An 18,874-nucleotide genomic window follows, 5' to 3' on the forward strand; every position below is an offset into this window, starting at 1 on the left:
AGAACCAATGAAACATAAGAAACTTTACATGATCGGGAATGCCCATTTGGACCCAGTCTGGCTATGGCAATGGCAGGAAGGCTTTCAAGAAACGAAAGCAACATTTCGCTCAGCGCTCGATCGCATGAAGGAATATGACGATTTTATTTTCACTTCCAGCTCCGCAGCGAATTATGAGTGGGTTGAAAACAATGATCGCAAAATGTTTGAAGAGATTAAGGAACGTGTCCGCGAAGGCAGATGGCAAATCGTCGGAGGTTGGTGGATCCAACCCGATTGTAACATACCTGGCGGGGAATCCTTTGTCCGCCAAGGCTTATATGGTCAGCGGTATTTTAAAGAGAAATTAGGCGTAACCGCGAAGGTAGGTTATAACGTCGACAGCTTCGGACATCACGGCATGCTGCCGCAAATTTTACTCAAAAGCGGAATGCCTTACTATATTTTTATGCGTCCTATGCCGAATGAAAAAGGCTTACCAGGGCGATTATTCCATTGGGAATCCGATGATGGCAGCCGTGTCATGTCGTATCGGATTCCATTCGAATACTGCACATGGGGCAAAGATTTGGAAAAGCACGTACGCCGCTGTATGGAGGAGTTGAAAGATCCGTTCGGTAACTTGATGGTCTTCTATGGGGTTGGTAATCATGGCGGTGGTCCGACGAAGGAAAACATCAACAGCATCAAGCGGATGAACGCACTGCCTGAATTTCCGACGATGGAAATGGCGGCTCCGAATGAATTTTTTGCCGATATGGAAGCAATGGATTTGCCTATTCCAGTCGTTCACGATGATCTTCAGCATCATGCAAGTGGTTGTTATGCGGTTCATTCAGGAATAAAGCACTGGAATCGCCAAGCAGAGAATACACTCCTTGCAGCGGAAAAGTGGTCATCCCTGGCAGAAATCGTGACGGGGCAACCTTATCCGGCCGATTATCACCGCGCTTGGAAAAATGTCCTATTCAACCAATTCCATGATATCCTGGCTGGTACTAGTCTAGAGTCGGCTTATGAAGATGCGCGCAACATGCACGGAGAAGCCATGACCATTGCAGAACGTGGTTTGAATTATGCGATTCAATCCTTATCTTGGAATATCGGCATTGAACAGGAAGAGGGCATGAAGCCGATTGTTATATTCAATCCGCACTCTTGGGACAGCCGAGTAAATGTAGAGCTTGAAGTTGGCGGTATCAAGGATACGACCATCGTGGTGGATGAGACGGGGAAACAGGTGCCTTTCCAATTGGTGCAATCGCAGGCAACGGCTGGCGGAAGATTCCGTCTAAGTTTTATTGCGGAGTTGCCTTCGTTGGGTTACCGCGTGTATAAGGTGAAGACAGCATCGCTGGAACCCAAGTTAGCCGTGCAGCCGATCAAAGCGAATGACTATGCCTTAGAAAATGATAGACTCCGCTTGGAGTTTGATCCAAAGACAGGCTTCATATCCAGTCTCTTTGATAAGAAAGTCCAGTATGAAGTATTCCGCGGACCTGCGGCCAGACCCGTTGTGATTGAAGATAAGTCAGATACGTGGAGTCATAATGTTTTCCATTTTAACAATAAAGTTGGCGACTTCATCGCAACGAGCGTCCAGCGCGTGGAACATGGGCCGATAAAGTCCGTCATCCGTGTCACTAGTGAATATGGCAGTTCAAAAATCGTTCAGGATTTTACGCTATTCAAAGAATTGGACTATATCGACGTCAAAGTGACGGTAGATTGGCGCGAACAGTTTAAAATGTTGAAATTGGTATTCCCGATTAATTTGATATTTACCAAACAAACGTATGAAATTCCTTATGGTTTTAAGGAAAGAGAACACAATGGTGAAGAAGAACCAGGCCAAAGCTGGGTTGATTATGGTGGTATCCTAAGGGATGGAGGCGAACACAGCGGGACATCGTACGGTGTGTCGTTGATGAATGATGCCAAGTACAGCTACAGCATTATGAATAAAGAGTTGGCGATGACGGTGCTTCGCAGCCCGATTTATGCCCACCATGATCCAGTTGTACCTGAGCCTCATGGCCACTATTCATTTATTGATCAAGGGATTCAGTCTTTTACGTACAGATTGCTGCCGCATCAAGGAAGCTGGGAGCAGGCTGGTACCATCAAACATGCGCTTGAGCTGAATCAACGTCCGACTATGATCATTGAGTCCTATCATGAAGGCGATCTCCCGCAGAAGGATTCCTATTTAAATGTAGATAAGGATAATATCATTGTCAGCGTAGTGAAAAAAGCCGAAGATGGCTGTGACCTGATTATTCGTGCTTATGAGTCAACGAGAGAGACAACAGATGCGATCATTCAATTGCCGCATGTGAATCGAACGATCACGGCGCGATTTGGCCCTTGTGAAATTAAAACGTTCCGCGTACCTTTAGATCCGAGCCTACCCATTTCAGAGACCAATCTGATTGAATGGTAAGGCGGCTTGGCAAGGAGAAGTCGTTTCCAACTGTACATTATAATTAGGTTGACAACATCCCAAAGAAAAGCGATATTAGAATTTGCAACATTGCTTTATCTCCATTGTGAACTCCCCAATCAGAAATCCCTTTCTGATACGGAAACTAATAGGTGAAAAGGTATTCGAGGATTAGAGGGGGATTGGGCATGATAGCCATACATCGCAGAACCAAAATAAAAGAATTACTCTTCCAAGAGCGCAGTGTCAAAGTAGCTGATTTGGTGAAAGAATTCAGTGTCTCCGAAGAAACGATTCGACGTGATTTGAATCAATTGGAGCAAGATGGCATCATCCAAAAAAATTATGGCGGCGCCATTCTTGTCGAAGAATTGCAATCGAATTTACAACAGATTCCACCTGTCGAACAGCGTAGATTTCAATACTACGTGGAGAAGGATGCTATCGGTAAAATGGCTGCTTCTTTAGTGGTCGGCCAAGAGATTGTCATTCTAGACTCGGGCTCCACGACATGGTGTGTCGCTCGTCACTTACGTAATGTACCGGATCTAATGGTCGTCACGAACGGTTTGAATGTTGCTGAAGAAAGCAGTCAGAATGAAGAAGCTTCAGTCTTTGTGATCGGTGGCAAACTAATTAAAAAATCGATGAGCCTTGTTGGGCCGCAGGCAGAGCTTGAGCTGCAAAAATATAATGCTGATTTTTCTTTTTTAGGCGCCTCTGGGATTTCCAAACGCAAAGGATTTACAAGTTTTGATCTCTATGAAGCCGAAGTGAAGCGGGCTATGATTGCAGCTGGGCAGAAGATTGTTATCGTAGCAGATCACAGTAAATTCGAGCGGCAGGGATTGATTTCATTTTCGAGCTTTCAAGATGTGGATATCCTGGTAACCAGTGACTTGGTTGAAAAGAGTTTGCTTGACGAGATTAGTCAGTTAGGTGTTGAAGTGATGGTGTGCCCGGTTAAGCATCTCCTTCAAAATGATGACGAATAAGAATTGAAGAAAATTGATCTTTTTCGGGAGCAAAAGTGTATCCGAAGGATTCAATTTTCTTTTTTTTCATGAATTATGAATAGGGAAAATTGTGCGTTGACAATCTTAGCTGAAAGCGATAACATGTAGGTACAAGAACTTACAGAAATCATTTTGGGAACGATCCCAAAACTGAATGACAGCGATGAACCGAAAGGTCTTTTTTTTGAATGAAAAATGGGAACGTTCCCAATAATAAGAAAACGACCAATATAACATACGAAACAATGGTATGTACGTAAAAATGGGAACGTTCCCAGAGTTGGGAATAGACGATACATTAGATTAATAAAGGAGGCAGAAGATGGGGCCTACAATACATGATGTCGCTCGAGTAGCGAATACATCCAAGAGCACGGTTTCACGTTATTTAAATGGTCAGAAGGTGAAGAAAGACACGGAAGAGGCGTTAGAGAGGGCCATACAATCACTTAATTATCATCGCAATGAAAATGCTAGAAGATTAGTGATGAGTAGGACGAATACGATTGGTATCGTTGTCGATAACATCTCAAACATATTTTACTCAGGTATTATCCGAGGTATTGAAGCTGTTGCAAATAGAAAAGGATATAATTGTATTTTTTACAGCGGCACATCGAATTCTAAACACGAAGTTTCCTTTCTCCATCTGCTTTATGAAGGTCATGTTGACGGGATTATCCTGCTCAGCTTCCAGAAAAGAGATCAGCAGGAGCTGGAACGCATGATCGAGGTGCCGTTTCCGCTGGCACTAATTGGAGATCATGGGGAGTTGGACGGATTATTCTCGGTGGATATCGACAACGCAGCCGGGGTTTCGGATTTGGTGACTTATTTACATGGATTAGGACATCGCCGCGTTGCTTATATTTCGGGTCCTGCTCATATGGGGCCAATCAAATATCGGTTGAAAGGTTTGCAACAAACGATGAGCGCGTTAAACATGGAATGCAGGCCGGAGTGGATTGTGAATTCTGATTGGAGCAATCAAGGTGGCTATGAAGCTATGAATGAGCTACTCCGACATGAAGGGTTTACAGCTGTCATTGCTTCCAGTGACGAAACGGCGATTGGCGCACTTCGTGCGATACAGGAATCAGGACGTCAAGTTCCTGAACAGATGTCCATCGTCGGGTTCGACGATATTACGTTGTCAAGCTGGGTATCGCCCAAATTGACAACCGTTCGCCAGCCGCTGCAAGAAGTAGGGATGAAGGCAGCTGAGGGGTTGTTTGCCCAAATCGAAGGAGAAGAAGTTGAACGAACAGCACATTTATATAAACCGACACTGATGGTTCGTCAATCTTGTACCACACTTTAGAAAAGGGTTGTGAGCGATGATTTCTAAAATCAATAAGTCGAATTACGGCTATCTATTTATTGCACCATTTTTTATCGGCTTTGGCATCTTCGGATTGATCCCGATTTTATATACGTTCTATTTAAGCTTTACCAAATGGGATGGATTTTCGGATCCGATTTATATCGGCTTCGCGAATTATACCCGCCTTTTGCACGATACATACTTCTATCAAACGATAGGGAACACAATGATCATCTGGATCATGTCGATTGTCCCGCAGCTCATCATTGCTCTCGTACTTGCGATTGTACTGAATGAGAAATGGATACGTGGTAAACATTTTTTCCGGGCTGTGTACTATTTTCCGCACATTATTACTCCGATTACGCTTGGTGTCATGTTCAGTTTAATGTTCGATTGGCAAACAGGCTCAGTGAATAAAGTGCTAATGGATCTAGGCATTGTCAGTGAGCCCGTGAATTGGTTTAGCAGTCCTTGGTGGTCACGTACGATTGTATCTGGTGTCATCTGCTGGCAATATTTCGGGTTCAATTTGATCGTATTTATCGCTGGTTTACAGTCCATTTCGGAAGAAGTGTATGAAGCGGCCAAAATTGATGGTGCAAACAAATGGCAAAGCACACTGTTTATTACGCTTCCCTTATTGCGTCCGGTATTACTCTTTACGTTCATTACATCCGTGATCGGCGGGCTGCAATTGTTCGATGCGCCATTGATGCTGGGCAGCGGTCCGGACAATACGACAAGAACAATGGTCATGTATTTATATGAGACAGCGTTCAAAAATTTCAATTACAGCTACGGAGCGACAGTCGCATATGGGATTTTCGTGGTTGTCATGATCTTAACGGCAATTACAGCGAAAGCTTCAAAGCTAAATGAGTAGGAGGTAACCATCCAGTGGTTAGAAGTGAAGAGAAACCGTTTGCACTCCATCTGTTACTATTGAAAATCATCATCTATGTGGGTTTGATTGCGATAGCCCTGACTTGTTTGCTTCCTTTCTACAGCATGCTGATTACGTCTACACATACGAATTCGGACATCGCGCGGAAGTTGTTGATCGTTCCTGGGAATCAGTTCTTGGTGAATTATCACCGCTTAACTGAAACCGTCAACATATGGCGGGGTTTGGGAAACACGGTGTTCATTACGGTGACGGCAACCCTGATTAATGTGTATTTTGCAGCATTAGCTGGTTATGGCTTTTCCAAATACAATTTTCGCTATAAAGGCACGCTGTTCATGATGGTGCTTGCAACCATGATGATTCCTGGACAGCTGGGAATTATAGGGTTTTATAAATTAATGGATGTCTTCCATATGCTGAATACGTATTATCCGCTGTTGCTTACATCGATGTACAATGCTTTCGGCATTTTCCTAGTCAAGCAGTTCGCTGATACCTCTGTGCCTTCTGAAATTATTGAGTCTGGAAGAATTGATGGGTATGGGGAAATGCAAATTTTCCATCGCATTATTTTACCTTTAATGAGTCCAGCTCTGGCCACATTAGCGATATTTGCTTTTATTGGAAAATGGAATGACTTCTTAGTTCCGATGATTATTTTATTCGATGGGGATATGCAAACCCTTCCGGTGATGATCGCGAGTGTCAAATCGCAGTTCTCCTCCGACTTTGGCGCACAATATGTGGGAATTGTCATTTCGGTCGTTCCTATTTTGGTCTTCTTCTCTTTTATGTCTAAACGAATTATTAACGGTGTTGCAGCCGGGGCTGTTAAAGGCTAGGAAACGGACATTGAGAGGAGTGATGCTCACCTAACAAGCGCTGATATATCTGAACCTATTCGTTTCTATTTTACCACAATAGAAAGTATAAGTTTTCGGAACCCGAAAACATCCTTCTATTTGGCGATAAAACCTTCCTCTAAACACGGTCGCTCATCATTGAATGGCCTCGATAAAGGTTTTCTCATAGGAAAAAAATCCTTACAAGTTCAAAGTCAGTAGAACTACTAATTCTATTACATCAAAGGGGCGATTTCTCTTGAAAGCACAAAAATGGGCATCTATTTTAATGACTGCAGTACTGACTACAGGGGTTTTGACAGCATGCGGCGCAAAATCGAATTCGAATAATTCGGCATCTACGAGTCCAGCTGCAACAGCTGCGCCAGCAGTAGACCCAGCTAAGCTCTCTGGTACGCTTTCTCTTTGGACTTTCTTTGATGGAACAAAGGGCATTGCAACAGCATTTGAAAAGAAATATCCAAATGTCAAAGTGGATGTAAAGGTATTCCCGGGCGATCAATATCAAATCAAATTGTTGTCTGCCCTACAATCCGGCAAGGATGTACCTGACGTGCTTGACCTTGAAAGAAGCTATGTAGGTAAATTCATTGAATCGCCTTTCTTAATGGATTTAGCGCCAATTGGTGCAAATGAACTCGTAAAAAATTATATTCCATATGTAGCAGAGCTTGGTAAATCATCGGATGGCAAAATTAAAGCGATCTCTGACCAATCCTCGCCAGGCGGCTTCTGGTATTTGAAAGAAAATGCGAAAAAGTTCCTTGGAACCGACGATTCAGCGAAAATCAGTGACATGGTGAGCAGCTACGATAAAATCATTGAGCTTGGTAAAAAAGTTGCAAAAGATAGCGATGGCAAAGTTCATTTGATCGCGAATACAGGTGATTTGTTCGATATCGCCAGCTACAATACGCAGCCTTTCTATGTGAATGGCAAATTAAATATCGATGCGAAATGGGAAAAAGTATATAACACGCAGAAAGATATCCGCGCGAATAATGTAGATGCTAAACTGCCATTCATGTCAGCAGGATGGGGAAATGCCCTGAATGACGGCAGTGTTGTACTCGTTGCTATGCCAGCTTGGGCGTCCTTTATGATCGGTAACAAAGATAACAAAGCAGTAGGCAAATTCGGCGTTGCCAAAACGCCAGAAGGCTTCTATAACGGTGGAACATTCCGGGCGATTTACAATAAAACAGCGAATAAAGACATCGCGAATGAATTTATCAAGTTCTCTGCAAGTGCAGAATGGCAAAACGCAGATTTGCTAGCAAGAGGAAACTTGCCGGCGCTGCAAAGTGTATATGATGCCAATGTAGATAAATACACAGGTACGCTAACAGGCGATCAGAAAGTGCTTCAACCTTACTACGCGATGATGAAGGCGATGCCTGTTATTAAGTCTGATAAATACAGCGACTCCATCCTTAGTACGTGGAGAAAAGTAGCTGGTCAAGGGATTACAGATAACAAAAGTTATGCGGATGTCGTAGCATCTTTCCAAAAAGAAGTGAAAGCAGCGTTCCCAGAGCTTCAATAATGACAAATATAGAGGGCGGCTGCTTCGAAAAGAAGCAGCCGCGCATTTAGAAGGAGAGAGACCTGGTAATGAGCATCCTTCATGATTATGTTAACAGAATCCGCATCATTGACGGTCATGAACATCTAGCAACACCGCAAATTCGTAAGAGAGAAAATCATGATCTGTTCTCCCTCTTGCATTACTTGGACTCAGATTTTTATAGTGCGGGCATGAAACAAGGTGTTCTGGGAAGACAGAGTCCCTTAGATGTGGAGCAAAAGGCTTCGATGTTTATGGACTATTGGCATAAAACGAAAAATACAACGTATGCTCGGATGTTCCGGACCGCGCTGGAAGATTTATATAGCGTCACGGATTGGAACGTGAAAAGCCTGCTAGAGGCGAATGAAAAGGTATTGCAAGCCACGCACAACCCGAATTGGTATGAGCAAGTCATGGCCGAAAAGTCAGGTATTGATCTTGCCTTTACACTTATCCAAACAACGAAATTGGACTACGATCGTTTTCGTCCCATTATGTTTATGGATTTCGCATTTAAGTTACGAACATTAAAGGATATTACCGCTGTAGAACGGATGTCTGGCGTGACAGTCTATCATTTGCGCCAATATTTAGATGCAGTGGATGCCTTATTGCATAGATATGTTCAGGAAGGCATGGTTGCAACGAAGTTCGGGCATGCGTACTGGCGCTCCCTTGCTTCAGGAAAACCGACCTTTCACGAAGCGGAGCTCGCTTTTAATCGATTAATGGGCTGCAGCCTGGAAGAGTCTCTTTCTCAAGCTGAAACAGTGGCGCTTCAGGATTATTTGATCCATTTTATTATCCAGCGTTCAACGGCCTACGGACTCCCGATTCAAATTCATACAGGACATCATGAAGTCAGTGTTTCATGCAACGGCAACACGATTACGAACTCCAATGTGGAGTTGCTCATTCCATTGTTGTTGGAATACTCAGATACGAAATTCGTCTTGCTCCACAGCGGCTATCCTTATTATTTACCCTACTTAAGTATCGTAAAAAATTTCCAAAACGTTTATGCAGATTTGACCTGGTTGTATATCATTTCGCCGACGGCGGCAAAACAAATCCTGCATCAATTCATTGAAATGGTACCCATGACGAAAATACAAGGCTTTGGCGGCGATTATAACTATATCGAAGGCACGTATGCTCATCAGAAGCTAGCGAGGAAAGTCGTTGCGGATGTTTTGACGGAGAAGGTAGCAGAAGGCGCACTCGATGAAACCGAAGCGATGACATTTGCGGATCGGATTTTCCGCTTAAATTTAATTGACATCTATAAGTTGAAGGACATGGAGGTACAGTGAGGATGCAATGGCGTTTATCGGATAACGGGTTCATGAAAGCAGTTCAGATTCAACATGCGGAATCCAAGCAAGAAGCCTGTCTGTCATTTACCCAATTGCTAACGGTAATCAACCGACAGGGAGACAAGGAAATCGTCCCTGTGGATGTAGCGTCATCGAATTCGGATGGACTTGAAGTGTCAGGGCAATCCGCAAACTTCCAAGTGAGCTCAACATGGAAACAACATCAGGATATTTGCGGCTATTACGAAGTGTTTGTAGACATTCAGTATAAAGGTAGGGAAGCATCTGCCCATAACCTGCAGTTTGGCTGTCAGTTAGAAGGAGCAGGTAAACCAGACTGGATGATTCCGGGTGCATTTTATAAAGAGAATCGTTTCGAGAAGAACCTGCGTCCTTACCCGCGTTATGATTTCCAAGGCGGCGACCCGCAGCAAATGGTGTCTGACTATTGGTCTTTCCGTGCGGACCGTGCAGCTCTTCCAGCTGTATTCGCGTGGAATGACGGCATGTGCGGCGCGCTTTGTACGGAAGAAATGTCCCCGCTCGGGTTAAGCGGCTTGGGCTTCCGCGGCAATGCGGCAGGTACGGAAATTTGGCTTAACTTTCCTTACAAAGAGGAACCCGTCACGTTTATTGGTAACGCTGTGCCAGCACCAGCCGACTTGGTTATGCATACCTTCCAGCCTAACGAGAAAGTGCAGCTCCATCTCTATGTGTATGCAGGTACACCAGATCCACACAGCTATAATCCATTTGTTCGCCAAATGTATGCGATACATCGCCAAGAGCACGGTCTCAATCCGTGGATGGGATTAGAACAAGCAGCTGAATTAACGGCTCATGGCCTATACGAATGGCATTATGACAAAGAGAACGACATCTTAAGGGAAACCGCAGCATTCGATCGAGAGTTCAATAACAATGTGAAAGGGATGGGCGATCGTCCTCACATGCATGTCAGCTGGGTAAGCGGTGTGCCTTATGCCTTTGCATTACTGACGTACGGTAGGAAAAAAGATAATTCCTCCTATACGGATGCAGGGATTGCGGTTCTGAATAAGATTGCAACAGGTCTTGCCCCGAACGGAACCTTCTGGGCTTCATGGGAGCTTGGACGAGGCTGGACGGCCGGTTGGAATCCCAAGCGGACTTGGCTTCAAGCAAGAACCGTATCGGAAGCCACGTTATTCCTTGTTAGGGCGTTAGCTTTTGAGCGAGAAGCGGGCATCACTCATCCGGATTGGGAGCATGCGGTGCTGTCCAACCTGCGATATGCGGTAGAGCATCAACGCTCGGATGGTAACTTCGGCTCTTATTACGACTGTGAAACGGGCGAAGTGCAAGAGTGGGACGGCGCAGGCGGCATGCTTTGGATTGCAGCCTTACTTGAAGGAGCGGCATACTTCGCTGAAGAGGCATTCTCCGCTGCTGCGGTTCGTGGCGGCAGCTATTACGAACGATTCATCCGTGACGAGTATATCTATGGCGCGCCAGAAGATGTTCATTTAACACCAACTTCAGAAGATGCTTATAATGCGGTCGTCTCCTATGTGTTGTTATATGAGTTTAATCGTCAGCCGCTTTGGTTAGAGCTTGCATCAAGCGCTGCGGACTGGATGATGACATTCCGCTGGACGTATAATTTACAATTTCCTAAGCATTCCTTTCTTGCCCAATACAATTACTGCTCACGCGGTGCAGATCAAGCCTCAACATCGAACCAACATTTACACAATTATGGATTGTTTGCTGTACCTGAGATGTTGCGGTTATGGACATATACAGGCGACCGCTATTATCTGGATCGTACCCGTGATCATATATCTTGCTTCTTGCAATTTATTGCAAGGGAAGATGGGGATTTCAATGCATACAAAGGGATGGTAACCGAAAGATTCTATAATACGAATTGCTTTCAGCCTAAGGGAATGATGTTGACACTTTCCCATTCCTGGTGCATTGGACTCATTTTATATGCATCACAAGCCTCTCTTTCTTATGAAAATGAATTGAATCTATTCAATCGATAAGGGGGCACACCCGATGTATGCGGCGGGCATTGATATTGGCACAACATCCATTTGTGTCATCGTGACCAGTATCCAAGACGGATCAGTTATCCGTATCGCATCTAGAGCAAATGATTCAGACATTCCTGGAATCGAATTTTGGGAACGTGCCCAAAATGCAAATAGAGTTGTAGAACTGGTCAATGAGTTAATTGCCGAGTGTCAGGATGAGTGGGTAAACGTTCATGTCATTGGTATTTCCTGTCAAATGCACGGTGTGCTGTATGTCGACAGAGAAGGTCAAGCGGTTAGCCCGCTCATTACTTGGCAGGATGGCCGCGGAGATTTGCATTTTGCTTCGGGTCAAACGTATGCAGCAACGTTAAATGACTGGACAGGTTATCCGATCAAAACGGGATTTGGCCTAGTTACGCACTTTTATATGACGCAACAAGATGAAATTCCAATGCGTGCTGTAAAGTTGTGCACAATTGGTGATTATGTGGGGATGAAGCTCTGCGGGGAAGCTGCCCCGTTAATGGATCGCACGAATGCTGCAAGTATTGGGCTTTATTCGCTAAAGACCGGGCAATGGGCTAAGGAAAAGCTAAGCGCTGCAGGGATGGATGCCAGTTATTTGCCAGAGCTTGCAACCGACCGACAGCTTATTGGGGAAACGAATGACGGGAAGAAGGTCGTCTGTGCAATCGGCGATAATCAAGCAAGCTTTCTGGGGGCGGTTCCTGTTTTCGAAGGCAATTTACTTGTCAATGTGGGAACAGGGTCGCAAGTATCTGTATATTCTCCTGATTTTGTACAATGTCCCATGCTGGAAACACGTCCGTTCGTAGACGGTGGGTATTTGCTTGTAGGGGCTTCGCTTAGCGGTGGGAAATCGTATGAAGTGCTGGAACAATTTTTCCGTTCTGTGCTCGGCGCATTTGTTGAGGCAGATGAAGGCCGACTATATGAGGCGATGAATCGCTTGGCGGAAGAAGCGATGACGGATGCCGTTCCACCGCTGCGAGTTGGAACCCAATTTTACGGAACTAGGGAGTATCCGCAAGCAACGGGCTTCATTGAAGGTATTCGTGCAGATAATTTCAATGTCAAACAGTTAACAGCAGGTTTTCTTCATGGCATTTTAGATGAATTAGTTGGTTGTACGCAGCAGTTTCCTACTCACATTGTTGAAAAGCTAGCCAGGCTGGTCGCATCAGGCAATGGGCTGCGTAAAAATGCTGCGATGCAGCGTATCGCTCAGTTGAAATGGCAGCTGCCCTTAAGCTTTGGGAAGGTGAAAGAAGAAGCTGCATATGGCGCAGCCATTCATGCCGCAGTCGTAACTGATTATTTTAGGAATTATGAGGAAGCCCTACAAAGGATGCAAAGGAGCGATAGTTATGAAGCATAAACTTGCCATTATTCATACAACCCCCGTTACTGTAGACAGTCTAAAAGCGTTAGCAAATGAACTTCTACCAGGCATTGAAGTGATGAACTGGGTAGATGATTCCATTTTGCCGCAACTTGCTGCAAACGGAGGGCAAATTGATGAGATCGAAGATCGCTTTCTTCAATACGCACTCATTGCAGAGAAAGCAGGCGCATCTTGTATTTTAAGTGCATGCTCGTCGATTGGAGAGCTCGTAGCCCGCGTACGACCTCAGTTGAGTGTTCCCATCATTCGGATTGACGATGCGATGGCAGAGTTTGCAGTGAGTTCTGCTGAAACCATCGGTGTGGCAGCAACGCTCGAAACGACACTTCAACCGACGAAAAAATTGCTTTCCGGTAAAGCCGCGCTAGCTGGCAAAACGGTGCACATTGAAGCTGTTGTAGCTAAATCAGCATATCAAAAGCTAATAGCTGGGGATAAAGAGGGACATGATGTGGAATTAGCAGAGGTTCTTCGCGAGCTTGCATCTAGAACAGATCTGGTAATTCTTGCTCAAGCTTCCATGGCTAGAGTCATTTCGCAGTTTACTCCAGAGGAGCAAACGCGTTTTCTTAGCAGTCCTAGGCTAGGCATGCTGCGTGTCAAACAAGTGATTGAGCAGCTTTAATAGATAGAGATAAAAATAGGAGTAAAAAGGAGAGTTCATCATGACACAAACATCCACGAATTCATCAGTTATTACGTTGAAACAAGCACTAGAGGTAGCTGAAGCAAACCATTTTGCGATTGGTTCCTTCTCACCGCGCTATACCCCAATGATTGCAGCAGTATTAAAGGCGGGACAATTAGCGAACTCTCCCTTAATCGTGCAAATTTCACATAAAGAATTAGTTCGCTATGGCATTACGGCGGCTGAATTCGGCGAAGAGTTCTACCGTCAAGTGGAAGAAATGAAAATTACCGTACCAGTTGTCCTTCACTTGGATCACACGAAGGAATTGGAAACCATTAAAGAAGCGATTGCAGCAGGATTTACATCCGTTATGATCGATGCTTCTGAGAAGCCGTTTGAAGAAAATGCCGCGATTAGTAAAGAAGTTGTAGTCTATGCTCGTCCCAAAGGTGTATCCGTAGAAGCCGAACTGGGGATGATCGGTACGACAGACTTCGTAGAGACAGATAAAGATGAAGAACTTTACACAGACCCTGTTGAAGCAGCTGAGTTTGTGGCGATTACGGGTATTGATGCGCTAGCCGTTTCTTGCGGTACGGCACATGGTGTGTATGTCGTGAAGCAGCCTAAAATTGACTATGATCGCTTAATGAAAATTCGTCAATTAACGCCTGTACATCTTGTTCTTCATGGCGGCTCTGGTGTGCCTTCGGAGATGATGCGCAATGCCTATCATCTGCCTGGCGGCGGAGTCAGCAAAGTGAATATTGCGACGGATTTGGAGCTATCCTTGCTCAATGCACTTGGTCGTGAAGAACGCATGACGAACGAAGAATGCAAGAACTTGTCACCTGAAATGCTGCAAGCTGGTCGTGATGCGGTAACGCAAACGGTTATGGAAAAAATGAATGAATTTTTGAGCAGCACAGGGAAAGCGGATGCTTTTAACAACTAATCTGGGGGTTCTCACGATGAAAGAAAATAAGCTCTACATGATCGGCAACGCACATCTAGATCCAGTTTGGTTATGGCAATGGCAGGAAGGTTTCCAAGAAGCGAAAGCTACTTTCCGTTCCGCATTAGATCGTATGACGGAATCAGAAGATTTTATTTTTACTTCCAGCTCTGCTGCGATGTACGAGTGGATTGAAAATAATGAACCTGCAATGTTCGCTGAAATTAAAAAGCGCGTGCAAGAAGGTCGCTGGAACATTGTAGGCGGTTGGTGGATTCAACCGGACTGCAACATTCCGAATGGGGAATCTTTTGTCCGTCAAGGCTTGTATGGCCAGCATTATTTCAAGGAGAAATTCGGTGTAACGGCTAAAGTTGGCTATAACGTAGACAGCTTTGGGCATAACGGCATGCTTCCGCAAATTCTGAAGAAGAGCGGTATGGACTATTACGTGATGATGCGTCCGATGCCAAATGAAAAAGGACTGCCTAGCCGTCTGTTCATGTGGGAATCCGATGATGGCTCACAAGTCATGACCTTCCGCATTATGTATGAATATTTATCTTGGGGCAAAGATTTGGAAAACCATGTTCGCCGTTGCCTAGGCGAGTTCAAAGAGCCGTTGAACGAACTTATGTTGTTCTATGGTGTTGGTAATCATGGCGGGGGCCCGACGAAGGAAAATATCGAGAGCATTCGCCGCATGAACGCGGACCCTGCACTGCCTAAACTTGAATTTGCGACACCAGATGAGTATTTCAAGCAGATGGAGAGCAGAAATTTAAACCTGCCTGTGGTACATGATGACTTACAGCACCATGCTAGCGGTTGTTATGCGGCTCACTCCGGGATTAAGCATTGGAACCGTAAAGCCGAAAATCGTCTCATGGCAGCAGAAAAGTACTCCGCACTTGCTTCATGGATTACAGGTCAACCCTATCCGGCTGAGTTCAATCAAGCATGGAAAAATGTACTCTTCAACCAATTCCATGACATTCTCGCGGGAACTAGTCTTGAGCCTGCATATGAAGATGCGATGTATTTGTACGGAGAAGCGATGGCGATTGCCGACCGTTCATTGAATTATGCGGTTCAATCATTATCTTGGAACATCAACATCGAGCAGGATGTTTCTATGAAACCTATCGTTGTCTTTAACCCGCATGCATGGGAAAGCCGTGTGAATGTCGAGCTTGAAGTCGGCGGTATCAAACCAACGACCGTTTTATTAGATGATAAGGGGAACCCAGTTCCGTTCCAAACGGTGCAATCTCAGGCATCCGCCAACGGCCGTTTCCGTCTAAGCTTTATGGCAGACCTGCCTTCGATGGGTTATCGCGTGTATAAATTAGTAGCTGAATCGACTTCACATAAACCAGTTGGAGAACCGATTGTGGCCAGTGATGTGATGATGGAAAACAAGCGTTTCCGCTTGGAGTTTGATAAAGAAACAGGCTTTATTAAAAGCTTGTTCGATAAAGTTGCCGATCATGAAGTGTTAAAAGGTGAAGGCGCGAAGCCGATCGTACTCGATGATAAATCTGATACATGGAGCCACGATGTCCTGCATTTTAACCAAAAAGCAGGTGCCTTTAAAGCGAAAAAGGTATTCCGTGTTGAGCACGGTCCCGTGAAATCGGTCATCCGTGTCGTCAGTGAATATGGCAGCTCTAAGCTTGTTCAAGATTTCGCTATGTACCCAGATCGCGATCAGATCGATGTTCAAGTGATGGTAGACTGGCGCGAATCGTTCAAAATGTTAAAGCTGGTGTTCCCTGTGAATGTTATCTTCAGCAAGCAAACCTACGAAATTCCGTATGGGACGATTGAGCGTGAACATAATGGTGAAGAAGAGCCTGGGTTAACGTGGATTGACTATTCCGGCGTTACTCGCAAAGGCAATATCATGTACGGCCTTAGCTTGATGAACGATGCGAAATACAGCTACAGCATTCACAACCAGGAAATGGCGATGACGGTACTAAGAAGTCCGATTTACGCGCATCACGTACCTTTCGAACCGGATCCAAACGGCGAGTATTCCTTTATCGATCAAGGTATCCAACGTTTCTCCTACTCCTTGCTGCCGCATGAAGGAACTTGGGAGCAAGCAGGCACAGTGAAGCGTGCAGCGGAACTGAACTGCAAGCCGATTGCCGTGATCGAATCGTTCCATGAGGGAGAGCTTGCGCAAACGGATTCTTATGTGAACGTCAATAAAGACAATATTATTGTGAGTGCGATCAAGAAAGCAGAAGATAATCAGGATCTCATTATTCGTGTGTATGAGACGAACAAAACGGCAACATCTGCTGAAATTAACTTGCCAAGATGGAAGCGTGTCATTAAAGCGGATTTCAAACCATGCGAAATCAAAACTTTCCGCGTGCCGCACAATCCAGAATTGCCGATTAAAGAAACCAATCTGTTGGAATGGGACGTGGAATAAATGGACGCATCGGTTTGGCAGCAGTTGCAGGAAGCTGGGCGATACATGCTGAATAACGGCTTGGCTTGGGGAAACGCCGGCAACATCAGTGCGCGAACCACAGATGGCCATTATCTAATTACCGCAAGCGGAACGGATTTAGGAGAGCTCGGCGAAGATGATTTCGTCGAGTGCTCGATCTTGGAGGGAACTTCCTCTTCTTCGGCAGGAAAGAAACCGTCGAAAGAAGTTCCCATGCATCAGGCGATTTATGAGTCTCGCCAAGACGTAGGCGCTGTCCTTCATGCTTCCCCCTTTTACAGCACGATGCTAGCTTGCTCGTCAGAGAGTCTGCCGTCCGAATGGTTTGTGGAAACGATGTATTACTTGGAGCGAATTGAGCGCGTTCCTTATTTTCATCCAGGTTCCCGCGAGCTTGGTGAAGCTGTGCGCGAGAAAGCTTGCAAAGCTAACGTACTCTTCCTCGAAAACCACGGTGTGCTTGTTTACGACAAGAACGTGAAGGAAGCAAGGATGGCTATGCATACGCTTGAAATGGCTTGCCATATGTATGTCGTGGCGAAGAGCTCAGGCATTTCCTTGCGCAAGCTGCCAGAAGATGTTGTTCAGAGCTTCTTGAATGAGTCCGGTTATCGGCCAAGAAGGAGGTTTTCGGAGTGATCGGTATTATCGCAGACGATATTACAGGTGCGAATGACATCGGGATTATGTATGCAAAGGCAGGCATTACAACGCATGTCTACCCGATGGAAGCGTGGACGTATCAGAGCAAAGAGAACGAGCCGGAAGTACTCGTCCTTGACACACACTCCCGATTGGACACGCCAGAAATTGCTTACAAAAAAGTGTTTCAGATGACAAAGAAGCTGAAGGATGCGGGGGTTACACGTTTTATGAATAAAACGTGCTCCGTGTTCCGAGGCAATATCGGCGCCGAATTCGATGCCATGTTAGATGCCCTTGAGGCATCTTTTGGCATCATTGTACTTGGTTTCCCGAAAAATGGGCGTACGACACAGGACGGTATTCATTATGTACATGGTAAAAAATTGGAAGAATCTGAATTTCGTCATGATCCTGTCCATCCCATGCTTCAATCCAATTTGGTTGATATTTTACAATCACAAACGGTTCGCCGTGTAGGACTCATTCCCATAGATCGGATTGATCAAGGCTCATCCGTGCTGCAAGATGAAATCGCTAGAATGAAGAATGAAGGCTTTCATTATGTGATCCTAGACGTGCGTGATCAGCAATCGCTTCAAATCATAGCGCAAGCCGTTCAACATGAAGCCATTCTTTGCGGCAGCTCGGCGCTGGCGGAGGAATTAGCTTTACTAGAAAAGCCAGCAGATGTTGAAGCGGAGAATAAGAATCAACTGCCAGAGCTGGGAAGATCAGCGGTGCTATGTGCAGCAGGCAGCTTAATGCCGCAAAGCGCGGCACAAATTGCCTATGCCAAAAAGCAAGGGCTGCAAGCTCTGGAGCTTGAATCGATGCTCTTATTTGATCCATCGGAAAAGCAGGCCCATTGCGCCAAAATCGTTGAAGACGCTTCACGGATGCTGAAGGAAGGTCATGATGTCCTCATTCATGCGTCGAACAGCCCGATGAAGGTGGCGACAACGAAAGTGAAGGGGGCCGAGCTTGGCTTCAACAATACTCAGGTATCCGTGCTTGTTTCGAATGCACTGTCCGACGTAGTACGGTCTGTCGTCGAGGAGACAGGGCAACAACGACTGCTAATTGCTGGTGGAGAAACGTCCGCCGCAGTTTGCGACAAGCTGGGAATTGACGGACTTTGCATTTGGCAAGAAATTCAGCCAGGTTTGCCATCCTGTTTAACCCTCCAGATACCGCAAAGGTTTTTGGTACTGAAATCAGGCAGCTTCGGCACGGAATCCTTTTTCATAGAAGCGATTGAACATTTGAAACAAACTTAAGATC

Annotated in this window: 14 protein-coding genes; all 14 read left to right on the plus strand. The window is 45.3% G+C overall.

Translation table 11 applies throughout. The annotated features are described in order from the left end of the window. Window positions 1–7: 7 nt before the first annotated feature. The 14 genes from AC58QO_RS00155 (at window position 8) to AC58QO_RS00220 (ending at window position 18,870) form a co-directional block, all read left to right on the plus strand. Window positions 8–2,443, plus strand: a complete 2,436-nt coding sequence (locus AC58QO_RS00155) for an alpha-mannosidase (RefSeq protein ID WP_497262910.1) — start codon at window positions 8–10, stop codon at window positions 2,441–2,443. 188 nt (window positions 2,444–2,631) lie between these two features. Beyond that, entirely contained in the window at window positions 2,632–3,438 is an 807-nt protein-coding gene (locus AC58QO_RS00160; RefSeq protein WP_497262912.1) for a DeoR/GlpR family DNA-binding transcription regulator, read from the plus strand. A 343-nt stretch (window positions 3,439–3,781) separates the two neighbouring features. Then, window positions 3,782–4,780 carry a LacI family DNA-binding transcriptional regulator gene (locus tag AC58QO_RS00165; RefSeq protein ID WP_497262914.1) on the plus strand — a complete coding sequence of 333 codons (999 nt, stop codon included), beginning with the start codon at window positions 3,782–3,784 and terminating at the stop codon, window positions 4,778–4,780. A 16-nt stretch (window positions 4,781–4,796) separates the two neighbouring features. Then, window positions 4,797–5,669, plus strand: a complete 873-nt coding sequence (locus AC58QO_RS00170) for a carbohydrate ABC transporter permease (RefSeq protein WP_497262916.1) — start codon at window positions 4,797–4,799, stop codon at window positions 5,667–5,669. Window positions 5,670–5,683: 14 nt separating this feature from the next. After that, entirely contained in the window at window positions 5,684–6,535 is an 852-nt protein-coding gene (locus AC58QO_RS00175) for a carbohydrate ABC transporter permease (RefSeq protein WP_497262918.1), read from the plus strand. Between the two features lie 259 nt (window positions 6,536–6,794). Next, window positions 6,795–8,102, plus strand: a complete 1,308-nt coding sequence (locus AC58QO_RS00180) for an ABC transporter substrate-binding protein (protein ID WP_497262920.1) — start codon at window positions 6,795–6,797, stop codon at window positions 8,100–8,102. Window positions 8,103–8,170: 68 nt separating this feature from the next. Continuing rightward, a complete protein-coding gene (locus tag AC58QO_RS00185) occupies window positions 8,171–9,439 on the plus strand; it encodes an amidohydrolase family protein (protein WP_497262922.1) in 1,269 nt (422 codons plus the stop codon). Between the two features lie 2 nt (window positions 9,440–9,441). Beyond that, window positions 9,442–11,472 carry a hypothetical protein gene (locus AC58QO_RS00190; protein ID WP_497262924.1) on the plus strand — a complete coding sequence of 677 codons (2,031 nt, stop codon included), beginning with the start codon at window positions 9,442–9,444 and terminating at the stop codon, window positions 11,470–11,472. Window positions 11,473–11,485: 13 nt separating this feature from the next. Beyond that, a complete protein-coding gene (locus AC58QO_RS00195) occupies window positions 11,486–12,865 on the plus strand; it encodes a sedoheptulokinase (RefSeq protein WP_497262926.1) in 1,380 nt (459 codons plus the stop codon). Next, entirely contained in the window at window positions 12,855–13,517 is a 663-nt protein-coding gene (locus AC58QO_RS00200; protein ID WP_497262928.1) for an aspartate/glutamate racemase family protein, read from the plus strand. The genes AC58QO_RS00195 and AC58QO_RS00200 overlap by 11 nt, the downstream gene beginning before the upstream one ends. 40 nt (window positions 13,518–13,557) lie before the next feature. Further along, window positions 13,558–14,478: a class II fructose-bisphosphate aldolase gene (locus AC58QO_RS00205; protein WP_497262930.1), complete on the plus strand. Its 921-nt coding sequence runs from the start codon at window positions 13,558–13,560 to the stop codon at window positions 14,476–14,478. A gap of 16 nt (window positions 14,479–14,494) precedes the next feature. Then, the gene (locus AC58QO_RS00210; RefSeq protein ID WP_497262932.1) at window positions 14,495–16,927 is read left to right on the plus strand and encodes an alpha-mannosidase; all 2,433 of its coding nucleotides are present in this window, start codon (window positions 14,495–14,497) and stop codon (window positions 16,925–16,927) included. Beyond that, window positions 16,928–17,587 carry a class II aldolase/adducin family protein gene (locus AC58QO_RS00215; RefSeq protein ID WP_497262934.1) on the plus strand — a complete coding sequence of 220 codons (660 nt, stop codon included), beginning with the start codon at window positions 16,928–16,930 and terminating at the stop codon, window positions 17,585–17,587. Further along, a complete protein-coding gene (locus AC58QO_RS00220) occupies window positions 17,584–18,870 on the plus strand; it encodes a four-carbon acid sugar kinase family protein (protein WP_497262936.1) in 1,287 nt (428 codons plus the stop codon). Before AC58QO_RS00215 ends, AC58QO_RS00220 begins: the two co-directional genes overlap by 4 nt. Window positions 18,871–18,874 lie beyond the last annotated feature (4 nt).

The sequence above is a fragment of the Paenibacillus sp. J31R30 genome, assembly GCF_059692115.1.